The organism is Bradyrhizobium sp. ERR14, assembly GCF_014198235.1.
Taxonomy (GTDB): Bacteria; Pseudomonadota; Alphaproteobacteria; order Rhizobiales; family Xanthobacteraceae; genus Bradyrhizobium.
In genome coordinates, this window is record NZ_JACIHD010000003.1 from 126,643 (window position 1) to 139,681 (window position 13,039).

At 64.1% G+C, this 13,039-nt stretch carries 10 protein-coding genes; 5 read left to right on the forward strand and 5 right to left on the reverse strand.

Translation table 11 applies throughout. The annotated features are described in order from the left end of the window. Positions 1–83: 83 nt before the first annotated feature. Positions 84–3,455, forward strand: a complete 3,372-nt coding sequence (locus GGD62_RS10445; protein ID WP_183708359.1) for an ATP-binding protein — start codon at positions 84–86, stop codon at positions 3,453–3,455. Continuing rightward, positions 3,439–4,365, forward strand: a complete 927-nt coding sequence (locus GGD62_RS10450; protein ID WP_183235747.1) for a response regulator — start codon at positions 3,439–3,441, stop codon at positions 4,363–4,365. The genes GGD62_RS10445 and GGD62_RS10450 overlap by 17 nt, the downstream gene beginning before the upstream one ends. A gap of 222 nt (positions 4,366–4,587) precedes the next feature. Here the strand turns inward: GGD62_RS10450 and GGD62_RS10455 are convergent, their stop codons facing one another. Together GGD62_RS10455 and GGD62_RS10460 are read right to left on the reverse strand one after the other, a co-directional pair. Then, positions 4,588–6,090, reverse strand: coding sequence for an NAD(P)/FAD-dependent oxidoreductase (locus GGD62_RS10455; protein WP_179732942.1), 1,503 nt, complete (start codon positions 6,088–6,090; stop codon positions 4,588–4,590). 124 nt (positions 6,091–6,214) lie between these two features. Continuing rightward, positions 6,215–6,958 (reverse strand): trypsin-like serine protease, encoded by a 744-nt coding sequence (locus tag GGD62_RS10460; RefSeq protein ID WP_183708360.1) that lies wholly within the window; start codon positions 6,956–6,958, stop codon positions 6,215–6,217. A gap of 101 nt (positions 6,959–7,059) precedes the next feature. On the opposite strand from GGD62_RS10460, the gene GGD62_RS10465 reads away from it, so the two are divergent. After that, positions 7,060–7,695: an HAD-IA family hydrolase gene (locus GGD62_RS10465; RefSeq protein ID WP_183235750.1), complete on the forward strand. Its 636-nt coding sequence runs from the start codon at positions 7,060–7,062 to the stop codon at positions 7,693–7,695. Between the two features lie 113 nt (positions 7,696–7,808). Here GGD62_RS10465 and mtnA read toward each other — a convergent pair whose 3' ends face one another. The 3 genes from mtnA to GGD62_RS10480 all read right to left on the reverse strand — a co-directional run bounded on the left by mtnA (position 7,809) and on the right by GGD62_RS10480 (position 10,353). Continuing rightward, positions 7,809–8,912: an S-methyl-5-thioribose-1-phosphate isomerase gene (gene mtnA, locus GGD62_RS10470; protein ID WP_183708361.1), complete on the reverse strand. Its 1,104-nt coding sequence runs from the start codon at positions 8,910–8,912 to the stop codon at positions 7,809–7,811. A gap of 15 nt (positions 8,913–8,927) precedes the next feature. Next, complete coding sequence (locus tag GGD62_RS10475; RefSeq protein WP_183708363.1) at positions 8,928–9,803, reverse strand: S-methyl-5'-thioadenosine phosphorylase; 876 nt, start codon at positions 9,801–9,803, stop codon at positions 8,928–8,930. 277 nt (positions 9,804–10,080) lie between these two features. After that, positions 10,081–10,353 carry a phosphopantetheine-binding protein gene (locus GGD62_RS10480; protein WP_183235752.1) on the reverse strand — a complete coding sequence of 91 codons (273 nt, stop codon included), beginning with the start codon at positions 10,351–10,353 and terminating at the stop codon, positions 10,081–10,083. Positions 10,354–10,710: 357 nt separating this feature from the next. On the opposite strand from GGD62_RS10480, the gene GGD62_RS10485 reads away from it, so the two are divergent. Together GGD62_RS10485 and GGD62_RS10490 are read left to right on the forward strand one after the other, a co-directional pair. Next, entirely contained in the window at positions 10,711–11,928 is a 1,218-nt protein-coding gene (locus tag GGD62_RS10485) for an acyl-CoA dehydrogenase family protein (RefSeq protein ID WP_183708365.1), read from the forward strand. Between the two features lie 39 nt (positions 11,929–11,967). Further along, positions 11,968–12,948: an amino acid--[acyl-carrier-protein] ligase gene (locus tag GGD62_RS10490; RefSeq protein ID WP_018316763.1), complete on the forward strand. Its 981-nt coding sequence runs from the start codon at positions 11,968–11,970 to the stop codon at positions 12,946–12,948. Positions 12,949–13,039: the final 91 nt, after the last annotated feature.

Genomic DNA, 13,039 nt, shown 5'->3' on the forward strand with positions numbered 1-13,039 from the left:
ATACTGCACCGCAAAATGCCGACGTAGGCTTTTGGTACGGAATTTGCGAGGGCTCCGGGTCCGTATCAGGAGTGGGGTAGAGCGTGGCAGGGCGGCAGCGAATAGACCGCGTCAGGCGCCAGTACAACCAATGGGTCGCCAACCAGACGCTGGAAGACTACGCGCTGCGCTTCACGGCCAAGAGCGCGCGCCGCTGGTCCGCCGCCCGGGTCGCCAACACGGCGCTGGGCGCGATCTCGTTCCTGGCGATGGAGGCGATCGGCGGCACCATCACGCTGAACTATGGCGTCACCAATGCGACCGCCGCCATCCTCGTGGTCTCCCTCATCATCTTCTGCTGTGGCGTACCGATCGCCTATTATGCCGCCAAATGCGGCATCGACATCGACCTGCTCACGCGCGGCGCCGGCTTCGGCTACATCGGCTCCACCGTCACCTCGCTGATCTACGCGTCCTTCACCTTCATCTTCTTTGCGATCGAAGCCGTGATCCTCGCGTCCGCGCTCGAGATGTGCTTCGGGATTCCGCGGCCGATCGGCTATCTCATCAGCGCCGTCGTCATCATCCCGCTGGTGGCCTACGGCATCACGCTGATCAGCCGCTTCCAATTGTGGACGCAGCCGCTGTGGATCGTGCTCCACATCATTCCGTTCGCGGCGATCGCCTGGCACAACCCGCATTCCTTCACGGAGTGGCGTAAGTTCTCGGGCGAGCACGGCGACCTCAGCGGGCATTTTGACCTGCTGCTGTTCGGAGTTGCGGCTTCCGTGGTGTTTTCGCTGGTGGCGCAGATCGGCGAGCAGGTCGACTTCCTGCGATTTTTGCCGCGCGACCGCCGCGCCTCCAGGGCGTCCTGGTGGGTGGCGCTGATGAGCGCGGGACCGGGCTGGATCGTGCTGGGCGCGCTGAAGCTCCTGGCGGGTTCGTTCCTCGCGTTCTTCGCGCTCAGCCACGGGGTGCCGCCCGAGGAGGCCGCCGAGCCCGCCCATATGTATCTCGAAGCGTTCCGCTATGTGCTGTCCCAGCCTGACCTCGCGCTGGCGTTGACCGGCACGTTCGTGATCCTGTCCCAGGTGAAGATCAACGTCACCAACGCCTATGCCGGCTCGATCGCCTGGTCGAACTTCTTCTCGCGCCTGACCCACAGCCATCCCGGCCGCGTCGTCTGGCTGGTCTTCAACGTCATCGTAGCGCTGCTGTTGATGGAGATCGGCGTCTACAAGGCGCTGGAGCAGACGCTCGCGCTCTATTCGAACGTCGCGATCGCCTGGGTCGGTGCGCTGGTCGCGGATCTCATCGTCAACAAGCCGCTTGGATTGCGGCCACAGCAGATCGAATTCAAACGCGCGCATCTCTACGACGTCAATCCGGTCGGCGTGGGTGCGATGACGATCGCGACCATTGTTTCCATCAGCGCCTTTTACGGCCTGTTCGGGCCGACCGCGAAGGCGCTGTCGGCCTTCATAGCGCTGGCGGTTGCCTTCCTCACCGCACCGTTGATTGCCTGGGCCACGGACGGCAAATACTACATCGCGCGCAAGCCGAAACGGAGCTGGCAGGACATCGAGGCGATCCAGTGCTGCATCTGCGAGCACGCGTTCGAGCCGGAGGACATGGCCTCGTGCCCCGCTTATGCCGGCCCGATCTGCTCTCTGTGCTGCTCGCTGGATGCCCGCTGCCACGATCTCTGCAAGCCGCACGCGCGGATCCAGGCGCAGGTATCCGAGACGCTGGGCAAGCTGATGCCGCAGCCGATCTACGCGCGCATCAACTCGCAACTCGGCCACTATGTCGGCGTGTTCGTGGTCTCCGCCGGCCTCGTCGCGCTGGTGCTGGGCCTGATCTATCTGCAGACCTCGGCGAGCGTGCATGGCGAGAACGCGCTCGTCTCCGACGTGCTCTGGAAGGTTTTCTTCTCGCTCAGCATCATCATCGGCGTGGTGGCGTGGCTGTTCGTCCTGGCGCAGCAGAGCCGCCGCGCGGCGGAAGCCGAGACGCGACGGCAGACCGCGCTGCTGATCCAGGAGATCGACGCGCACAAGCGCACCGACGCCGAGCTGCAGCGCGCCAAAGAAGTCGCCGAATCCGCCAACCTCGCCAAGAGCCGCTACGTGGTGGGCCTGAGCCACGAGCTGCGTTCACCGCTGAACGCGATCAGCGGCTATGCCCAGCTCCTGGAGCAGGACACGACGCTCGACACCAAGCCGCGCGACCAGGTCCGCGTCGTTCGCCGCAGTGCCGACCACCTCTCCGGCCTGATCGACGGCATTCTGGACATCTCCAAGATCGAGGCCGGACGGCTGTATCTGTCGCGCGACGAGGTGCGCTTGAGCGAATTCCTCGATCAGCTGGTCGGCATGTTCCGCCTTCAGGCCGCTGCCAAAGGCATCGATTTCGTGTTCAGGCGGCCGGCGTATTTACCGCTGGTGGTCTATGCCGACGAGAAGCGGCTGCGCCAGGTGTTGATCAATTTGCTCTCGAACGCCATCAAGTTCACCCAGACCGGCAGCGTGCAGTTTGTGGTGCACTATCGCAGCCCCGTTGCCGAGTTCGAGGTGATCGACACCGGTCCCGGCATCCAGGGCGACGATCTCGAACGCATCTTCGCGCCGTTCGAGCGCGGTGCGCTCGGCGTCTCGCAGCCGCAAACCGGCACCGGCCTCGGCCTGACCATCAGCCGTCTGCTCGCCGGTGTGATGGGCGGCGATATCAAGGTCATGAGCACGGTCGGCACCGGCTCAACGTTCAAGGTCAAGATCCTGCTCTCGGAGGTCACCAATCCGCAGCTCATCGCGCCGGTGGAGGCCCCGGTCTCCGGCTATCACGGCGCGCGCAAGACCATCCTCATCACCGACGACGACCCCGTGCATCGCGACCTCCTGCGCGAGGTGCTGACCCCGCTCGGCTTCATCCTGCTCAGCGCGCCGGATGGCCCCGGCTGCCTCGCATTGGCGCAGCATTGCCGGCCCGATCTGTTCCTGCTCGACATCTCGATGCCCGCCATGGACGGCTGGGCCGTCGCGGAGGCCTTGCGCGCGAGCGGCCATCACCAGGCTCGCATCCTGATGGTGTCGGCCAGCGCGATCGAGGCCCACGGGGCGCCGCTGGCGCAGCCCTTCCATGACGGCTATTTGATGAAGCCGATCGACATCCCGAGGCTGCTGGAGACGATACGCCAGCTCCTCAAGATCGAATGGCAATACGGCTCGGACGAGATCGCGGTGCCGTTCTGGCGCCCCGAATGCGGATCGAGGCCCCCGGCGCGGCACATCGAGGCGCTGATCGGGCTCGGCCAGATCGGCTACGTCAGGGGCATCCAATTGAAGCTGGACGAGATCGGCAGCGAGCATCCAGAGCACGCCGACTTCGTCGCGCAGATGCGGTCGCTGGTCGACCGGTTCGATCTCGAGCAGTACATGGCCACATTGAAGACGTTGCATGCGCATGAACATTGAGTCGAAAAAGCGCGACGTCGCGCTCGTTGTAGATGACTCTCCCGAGACGCTGCGGCTGCTCACCGACGCGCTCGACGGCGCCGGCATGACGGTGATGGTGGCGCTCGACGGCGCGGCCGCGATACGCATCATCGACCAGATCACGCCCGATATCGTTCTGCTCGATGCCGTGATGCCCGGCATCGACGGCTTCGAGACCTGCCGTCGGCTCAAGCGCGATGCGGGTCTTGCCAATGTCCCCGTGATCTTCATGACAGGCCTCGCCGAAACCGAGCATATCGTGCGCGGGCTCGAGGCCGGCGGCGTCGATTACGTGACAAAGCCGATCGTGATCGAGGAGATGCTGGCGCGCATCCGCGTCCATCTCGGCAATGCCCGGCTGACCCAGAGTGCGCGCGCCGCGCTCGACGTCTCCGGCCGCTTCCTGTTCGCGGTCGACCGCCATGGCAATCTGCTGTGGGCAACACCGCAGGCGCAGAAGCTGCTGTCCGATCATCACGGCGCACAGGCCGACGATTTCGTCCTGCCGCCATCGCTGCTGCTATGGCTGGAGCAGGCCAAAGCCAAGGGCAGCTCGAAATCCCAGGCGGCTTGCTTGCCCGACAATCCGCAGCTGCGGCTCTATTACATGGGCGAAACCGCGCCGAACGAATTCCTGCTACGGCTCTCCAGGGAGTCCGGCACCGCGCTGCCGCCAGAATTCACCAGCGAACTCGGCCTCACCACCCGCGAGGGCGAGGTGCTGGCCTGGCTCAGCAAGGGCAAGACCAATCGCGACATCGCGCAAATCCTGGGCCTCAGCCCGCGCACGGTCGACAAGCATCTCGAGCAGATCTACGCAAAACTCGGCGTGGAGAACCGGACCGCCGCGGCGGCGATTGCGGCGAATGCGACGCGAAGGAACTCGTGAGCGCAGTGCGGATGAGTTGGTGCGCTACTGATCCCACAACCGCTATCGTCCCGGACAAGCGAAGCGCAGATCCGGGACCCGTAGCCACAGCCGATGTTTGGCGAAGGCTCGGAGTTAGCAGCTCGCTCCATAACTACTCCCTGTGGTTATGGGTCCCCGCCTTCGCGGGGACGACAGTCGAAGATGTGGCAATCGTTACCGCCCCTTACACCCCGAGCGCCCTCACCCGTACACAAACGCCTTGTCATCCAGATCCGTCTTCGGGATCTCGTCCTTCTCCGTCCAGTAATCCTGGCTGTGCTGCCATTCCGGCTTGTCGCCGCGCTTGGGCAACAAATCCATGTTGCGCATCATATAGCCGGGGTTGAAGTTTTCCGGATCGATCCAGGGCAGGATCGGCATGTTGTGGTCTTCGGCGCGCAAGCGTACCTCGACCTTCTTCGCACCCTTGTCCTTCATGTGACCAAGCAGTCGGCAGACGAAGTCGGCGACGAGATCGACGCGCAGCGTCCAGCTGGCGCGGAAATAGCCGAACACCCAGACCATGTTCGGAACGCCCGTGAACATCATGCCGCGATAGGTGACGGTATCGCCGAAGGCGAGCGGCTTGCCGTCGATCTCGAAGGCGATGTCGCCGAGCGCGGCGAGATTGAAGCCGGTCGCGGTGACGATGACATCGGCTTCCAGCAGCTTGCCGGACTTGAGCTGAATGCCGTTCTCGACGAAGCATTCGATCTCGTCGGTCACGACGGAGGCCTTGCCGCTGGCGATGCCCTTGAACAGATCGGCATCGGGCACGAAGGCGATGCGCTGCCGCCACGGCCGGTAAGTCGGCGTGAAATGCGTCCCGACGTCGTAGTCGGGACCGAGCACCGCGCTGATCTGGCCGATCAGGTCCTTCTTGACCTGTTCTGGCTTGGACACGCAGAGTTTCGTGAAGGCATCCTGCTCGAACAGGATCTTGCGCCGAACGATCTCGTGGATCCAGGCCTCATCGACCTGAAGCCGGCGCAGCTCTTCCGCGATCTCGATGGCGTTGCGGCCGAGGCGAAAATAAGTCGGCGAACGCTGCAGCATGGTGACATGCGCACATTGGTCAGCGATGTTCGGCACCAGCGTCGCCGCTGTGGCGCCCGAGCCGATCACAACGACCTTCTTGTTCGTGAGGTCGACGTCATCGGGCCATGTCTGCGGATGGACGATGCGGCCCTTGAAGCGATCGGTGCCCTTCCATTCCGGCGTGTAGCCTTCCGAATGACGGTAATAGCCCTGGCACATCCAGAGGAAGTTCGCCGTGAACGTCCTCGGCTCGCCGGTGTCGGTCGTCACCGCCTCAATAGTCCAGAGATTCTGCTCGCTCGACCAGCTGGCGGAATTGATCTTGTGCTTGTAGCGGATGTGCTTGGCGATACCGTTGTCGTCGATCACCTCTTTCATATAGGTGAGGATTTCTTCGGCGGTCGCGATCGGCGGCCCGACCCAGGGCTTGAAGCTATAGCCGAACGTATGGAGATCACTGTCCGAGCGGATGCCGGGATAACGATGCGTGCTCCAGGTGCCGCCGAACGTCGCCTGCGTCTCCAGGATGACATAGCTCGTGCCCGGAAGCTGCTTCTCGATGTGATAGGCGCTGCCGATGCCGGAGATGCCGGCGCCGACGATCAGCACGTCGAAATGTTCAGAAGCCTGTTTGGCGGTGGCGTGACTGCGAACAGCGACATTCATTGTTGCTTCTATGCCTTGCTTGTTTTTGTGGCCGCCCTTGAAGGACGACGCGTTTCCCCCGCGGCCGGCATGATCACCCGCCGCGCTTCCGCTTCAAAATGACATAGATCGAGCCGCGGTCAAATCACAGCGCCGCACCCCAGCTCCGCGCGGTCAGCAAGATCCAGTCGCGGTAGAGCGTGAGCGGCGTGACGCCGGTCAATCCGCCACAGCCATCGCCGGCGTTCGGTCCCGTCGCCCAGCTGATGACACCGACAAGCACGGCGCCGTTCGGCTTGTCCTCGAACACAGGACCACCGGAATCGCCGGTACAAGCGCCAATTCCGTCGCGAACACCGTTGGTTACGGGATCGACCAGGCGGATCTGGAGCGTGCCGGGCTGGCCCGTGACGACAAGGCCCGCGACGCGCGTGGCCCCGCCGCTCCTGCCATCACCGCGCACGGTGACACCGGTACCGGCAATGACGAAACGGCTACCGACCTGGATCGGAATATTCGGCGCGCCGACCGGCACCGCCGATTTTCCCTTGAGTGGAATTTCCAGTTGCAGCAGCGCCACGTCTGCGCCGGCGCGATGAACCTGCGCTTTGTAGCCCGGATGGATCGCGATGGTGCGCACGTTCAGCAATTGCGGTGCGCCACCGCTGCGATCGACGATCTTGTAGTCCGCGCCCGGCGGCACGCAGTGAGCGCCGGTCAATACGATCTTCGGCGCGATCAGAGTGCCGGTGCAGGAATTGCCGCGCGAGCCGACGATGGTGACGACGGCGCGCGCCACGCCATCGGCCTGCGGCGTGCCACCGCCGACGATGGCATGGGCGGGCGTCGCGAGCAGCGCGGCTGTAATGAGAATGGCAAGCTTCTTCATGGGAACACGCTTCGGTATTGGCGGCGGCAGATTGCTTCGGACTGGTCCTTGCCGATAGCGCATGCTAGCCCTCTTGGAAAGGAATTGACGAGGGCAGGACATTGGCGATCGAGGCGGTGATCTTTGATTTTGGCGGCGTGCTGACGAGTTCGCCGTTCGAGGCATTCGCGCGGTTCGAGACCGAGCGCGGCCTGCCCGTCGACATCATCCGGCGGACCAACGCCGCCAACCACCTGGAGAACGCCTGGGCCAAGTTCGAGCGGGCCGAGGTCGATATCGACACCTTCGACGAATTGTTCGCCACGGAATCGCTCGCACTCGGCGCGGAGGTGCGCGGCCGCGACGTGCTGCCGCTGCTGCAGGGCGATCTGCGCCCCGAGATGGTCGAGGCGCTGAAGCGCATCAAGGCGCAATTCAAGACCGGCTGCATCACCAACAACCTGCCGGCCAATGCGATCGGCAGCATGACCGGGCGCTCGCTCTACATCGCTGAAGTCATGGTGCTGTTCGACCACGTGATCGAGTCCGCCAAGATCGGCCTGCGCAAGCCTGATCCGCGCATCTACCGGCTGATGGTCGAGACGCTGAAGGTCGATCCGAACAATTGCGTCTATCTCGACGATCTCGGCGTCAATCTGAAGCCCGCGCGCGAGATGGGCATGACCACGATCAAGGTGACGAGCGGCGCGCAGGCGATCGCCGAGCTTGAGAAAGCAACTGGGCTGAAGCTGACTTAATTCGCAAATGCCGTAGGGTGGGCAAAGCGGAGCGTGCCCACCACAAGCAGATGGTGGGCACGGCGCTTCCGCGCCTTTGCCCACCCTACGAGAACTCGCAATGACGACGGAGCCTACTCCGCCGCCGCGATCCGTTCCGGAAACGCTGCCGCCAGCTCGTCGCGATCCGGCTTCAGCACGCCGCGCTCGGTGATGAGGCCGGTCACGAGCCGCGCCGGCGTCACGTCGAAAGCGTAATTCGCGACCGGCGATCCCTCCGGCACGATGCGCACCGTCTCCAGCCTTCCATCGGCGGTGCGGCCGGTCATATCGGTGACCTCAGTGCCGCTGCGCTGCTCGATCGGAATGTCGCGGATGCCGTCATGGACGGCAAAATCGATCGTCGGCGACGGCAGCGCGACATAGAACGGCACGCCGTTGTCGTGGGCGGCGAGTGCCTTCAGATAGGTGCCGATCTTGTTGCAGACATCGCCATTGGCGGCGACGCGGTCGGTACCGACGATGGCGAGGTCGACCATGCCGTGCTGCATCAGGTGCCCGCCGGTATTGTCGGGGATCACCGTGTGCGGTACGCCGTGATGACCGAGCTCCCAGGCCGTGAGCGAGGCGCCCTGGTTGCGCGGACGTGTCTCGTCGACCCAGACATGGATCTTGATGCCGCGTTCATGCGCAAGATAGATCGGCGCCGTCGCCGTGCCCCAGTCGACGGTGGCGAGCCAACCGGCGTTGCAATGGGTCAACACGTTGACGGTCTCGCCCCGCTTCTTCGATGCGATTGCCTCGATCAGCTTCAAGCCGTTGCCGGCGATGCCGCGGTTGATCTCGACATCCTGCTCGACGATTTCGTCGGCGCGCGCATAGGCCGCCTCCGCCCTTTCAATCGGGTCGATCGGCGCGAGCGCCATGCGCATCTCGTCCAGCGCCCATTTCAGATTGATCGCCGTCGGCCGCGCCACCACGAGCGTGTCGTAAGCGCGCTTCAAGCCGGCGTCGGAAGCGTCCTCGCGCATGGCGAGCGCCATGCCATAGGCCGCGGTGGCGCCGATCAGCGGCGCGCCTCGCACCAGCATGTCGCGGATGGCGACGGCTGCGTCTTCGCAGGATGTGAGCTTCGCGACGACGAACTCATGCGGCAGCCGGCGCTGGTCGATCGCGCCGATTGTCCAGCCGTCATGCTCGCGCCAGATGCTGCGGAAATGCTTGCCGTCGACCTTCATGGCATTCTGCCTTTCTCATACTCGCAGGATGCGCCCGGCCACCGCATCGAGCTTCTTCAGAAGCTCGGGATCGCGCGCCTCGGGCGCCGTGATCAGCGCGGTGTCGAGCGCGCGGTCCGAACCAATCGGACACGACTCATGCTCGCGCGGAAAGTCCATTGCCAGCCGCGCCACCAGCGCCTTCGCCTTGTCGGCGTTCGAGGTCAGCACGCGGATGATGTCCTGCACGGTGACGGCATCGTGATCGGGATGCCAGCAGTCGAAATCCGTCACCATCGCCACCGTGGCGTAACAGATTTCCGCCTCACGCGCGAGCTTCGCCTCCGGCATGTTGGTCATGCCGATCACGGAATAGCCCAGCGTCTTGTAGGTCATGCTCTCCGCATAGGTGGAGAATTGCGGCCCCTCCATGCAGACGTAAGTGCCGCCACGCGCGATCGCGATGCTCTCGGCTTCAGCGGCCGCGGCAAGATGGATACGCAAACGCGGAGAGACCGGATGCGCCATCGACACATGCGCGACGCAGCCCCGGCCGAAGAACGAGCTCTCGCGTTTGTGGGTGCGGTCGACGAACTGATCGACGAGAACGAAGGTGCCCGGCGGCAGTTCCTCTTTGAAGGAACCGCAGGCCGACAGCGAGATCAGATCGGTGACGCTGGCCCGCTTCAAGACGTCGATATTGGCGCGGTAGTTGATGTCGGAGGGCGACAGGCGGTGCCCCTTGTCGTGCCGCGGCAGGAATACGATCGGCAACCCTGCGATAGTGCCGCGGCGCACGGGCGCCGACGGCTCGCCCCAGGGGCTCCTGATCACCTCTTCGCGCGCACCCTCGAGGCCCGGCAAATCATAGATGCCCGAGCCGCCGATGATGCCCAATACCGCCTGCGTCATGCCTGCTCCACCCTGTTCGCCACGTGCGACATGGTTAAGCTATGCCAGTTTTGCGGCGGTTTTGGAACGGGGTGGTGGGGCGATGTCGGTGGTGTGAGGGGCGCGGGCGCGCTCGCCTCTCACTCGAGGTCGTCCCTGCGCACGCAGGGACCCATACCGCGGATTCTTTCGAGGTGCTTGGTCGCAATCCAGAACGACCAGCCTTCGCAAAACCTCTCCCTGGGGTAATGGGTCCCTGCGTTCGCAGGGACGACCCGGAGAGAGGTCGGCGCGCGGCTTAAGCCGCGTTCGCCAGCTGAAGCTGGGTCGCCACCATCCGCTCCAGCGTCTCGACGGACTGGAAATTCTCCGGCGTGATCTCGGCTTGCGGGATGGTGAAGTCGAACTCGGCTTCGACGGCGAGCATCAGATTGACCATGTCCATCGAGGTCAGGCCGACGTCGACCAGCTTTGCAGACGACGTGACATCGGCCATGAGCGAATTCTGCTCGAGGATGCCCTTCACCAGCTTGATGATGCGATTGCGTACGTCGGTATCAAAGGATTGCATCGGCAAATTCCCGTCTGTCTGTCAAAGGTCGAACCGGCTTGCCGCTACGATGGGCACGGCCTGCCGGTCCCGCAATGGGCGACACCAATACTTCGCGTTTCTTAGTAAACGATGACTCAGATTGTCTGAAATTCAGGCTTCTTCCAGAGTCCTAACGCGATGCTGGAAAAACGGGTGATGCAAACAACCGGACCTTAACTGTTCGTTCGGAATTGGGCTTTGTTTACCCTCTATTTCATCGACGAATTTGAATTAAATCCGTAGCCTCGTCTCACAAGCAAAGATGGCCGGAGGATCGCTTACGCGCATCGCGAATGATGCCGGCGCTCTCGAACGGCAAACCGGAGGCGGACGAGTATGAACGTGCGTGAAGCAGTCCTCACTGTCGACGAAACGCAGACGGGCTTCCTCGAGGAGGGTCCCTCCCTGACCGAGCGCGCCGCCCGGACCGCCGCAGCTGCCGCGGCCGACGCCGACGGGGTCGATCGCGACGCCCGTTTCCCGCACAAGGCTTTCGAGGTCGCGCGCGAGCAGAAGCTGCTCGGCGTCATGATCCCGGTCGAGTTCGGCGGCTTCGGTGCCTCCATCTACGACGTCACCGACATCTGCTACACGCTCGGACGCGCCTGCGCCTCGACCGCGATGATCTATGCGATGCACCAGACCAAGGTCGCCTGCGTCGTCAGGCACGGCCACGGCATCCCCTGGATGGAAACCATGATGCGCCGGGTCGCCCGCGACCAGTGGCTGCTCGCCTCCTCCACCACTGAAGGCCAGAACGGTGGCAACATCCGGGCCAGCGCCGCCGCCGTCGACCACGCCGGCGACACCGTTTCGCTGGTGCGCGACGCCACCGTGATCTCCTACGGCGCGGAAGCCGACGGCCTCGTCACCATCGCCCGCCGCGCCACCGAGGCCGCCGCCTCCGACCAGGTGCTGCTGGCGCTCGCCAGGGACGATTATTCGCTGAAGCGGACGCTGGGCTGGGAAACGCTCGGCATGCGCGGCACCTGCTCGACCGGCTTCGAGCTGAAGGTCGATTGTCCCGCTGACCGCGTCTTCCCGGAATCCTATGACAAGATCCACGCCCAGACCATGACGCCGTTCGCGCATCTGTGCTGGTCGTCGGCCTGGGCCGGCATCGCCGCCGCAGCCGTGACCCGCGCGCAGGCCTTCATCCGCAAGGCGGCCCGCACCTCCGGCGGCCAGATGCCGCCGGCCGCGGCGCATTTCACCGCCGCCAAGATGTCGCTGGCGAAACTGCGCGCGCTGCTGTCGGCCAATATCGATGCCTTTGCCCGCGCCGAGCATGACGAGCGCGCCCTCGGCTCGCTCGACTTCCAGTCCTCGATCACGCTGCTGAAGGTGCAGGCTTCCGAGCTCGCGGTCGAGACCGTGATGCATGCGATGCGCACAGCCGGCCTCTCCGGCTACCGCAACGACGGCGAGTTCACTATGGGCCGGCACCTCCGCGACGTGCTGTCGTCCCCGATCATGATCAACAACGACCGTATTCTGGCCAATGCCGCGACTTCGACGCTGATGAGCGGCGTGCCGACAAGCCTTCACGACTGAATCAACAACAACAATTTTGAGATAGCAGGACATCGCGCCATGAACATTGCCATCCTCCCCGACTCGCCCGCGACCGCGCCGCAGATGATCGATCCGCTCGATCATCTCGCCGACAAGCTGTTCCACCGCATGGGCGCCGATGGCGTCTACGCCCGCACCGCGCTCTATGAAGGCGTCGTCGAGAAGCTCGCCGCGCTGATCACCAGCCATCGCGAGAGCGGCACCGAGGTGATGCGTTTCCCGCCGGTGATGAGCCGGGCCCAGCTGGAAAAATCCGGCTATCTCAAGAGCTTTCCGAACCTGCTCGGCTGCGTTTGCGGTCTGCACGGGACCGAGCGCGAGATCAACGCCGCGGTGAGCCGCTTCGATGCCGGCGGCGACTGGACCACCTCACTGTCTCCCGCCGATCTCGTGCTGTCGCCCGCCGCCTGCTATCCGGTCTATCCGATCGCGGCGAGCCGCGGCCCCTTGCCGAAGGGCGGCCTGCGCTTCGACGTTGCCGCTGATTGCTTCCGCCGCGAGCCGTCGAAGCATCTCGACCGGCTGCAGTCGTTCCGGATGCGTGAATATGTCTGCATCGGCAGCCCCGACGACGTCGCCGATTTCCGCGAGCGCTGGATGGTGCGCGCGCAGAAGATCGCGACCGACCTCGGCCTCACCTTCCGCGTCGATTATGCCAGCGATCCCTTCTTCGGTCGTGTCGGCCAGATGAAGGCGGTCAGCCAGAAGCAACAGCAGCTCAAGTTCGAGCTGCTCATTCCGCTGCGCTCGGAAGAGCAGCCGACGGCCTGCATGAGCTTCAACTATCACCGCGAGCATTTCGGCACGACCTGGGGAATTCAGGATGCCGGCGGCGAGCCAGCCCACACCGGCTGCGTCGCCTTCGGCATGGACCGGCTGGCGGTCGCCATGTTCCACACCCACGGCACGGACCTTTCCGCCTGGCCCGCCAAGGTGCGGGACGTCCTGGGCCTGCAGCCGCGGGTCACGGCCGACGCCCATGTCGAAGGCTGGCGCTAGCAGCATGATCCGGATCCGAAGGACCGCGTCTGCGAAAAGTGCAAAGCGGTCTTCCGACAAGATTATGCTGAAACAATAGACCAAACGAGGC

Excerpts from the sequence above, each read along its gene's own strand:
- GGD62_RS10450 (WP_183235747.1), top strand. The coding sequence starts at position 3,439 with ATGCGCATGAACATTGAGTCGAAAAAGCGCGACGTCGCGCTCGTTGTA.
- GGD62_RS10455 (WP_179732942.1), bottom strand. The coding sequence starts at position 6,090 with ATGAATGTCGCTGTTCGCAGTCACGCCACCGCCAAACAGGCTTCTGAA.
- GGD62_RS10460 (WP_183708360.1), bottom strand. The coding sequence starts at position 6,958 with ATGAAGAAGCTTGCCATTCTCATTACAGCCGCGCTGCTCGCGACGCCC.
- mtnA (WP_183708361.1), bottom strand. The coding sequence starts at position 8,912 with ATGAAGGTCGACGGCAAGCATTTCCGCAGCATCTGGCGCGAGCATGAC.
- GGD62_RS10475 (WP_183708363.1), bottom strand. The coding sequence starts at position 9,803 with ATGACGCAGGCGGTATTGGGCATCATCGGCGGCTCGGGCATCTATGAT.
- GGD62_RS10480 (WP_183235752.1), bottom strand. The coding sequence starts at position 10,353 with ATGCAATCCTTTGATACCGACGTACGCAATCGCATCATCAAGCTGGTG.
- GGD62_RS10485 (WP_183708365.1), top strand. The coding sequence starts at position 10,711 with ATGAACGTGCGTGAAGCAGTCCTCACTGTCGACGAAACGCAGACGGGC.
- GGD62_RS10490 (WP_018316763.1), top strand. The coding sequence starts at position 11,968 with ATGAACATTGCCATCCTCCCCGACTCGCCCGCGACCGCGCCGCAGATG.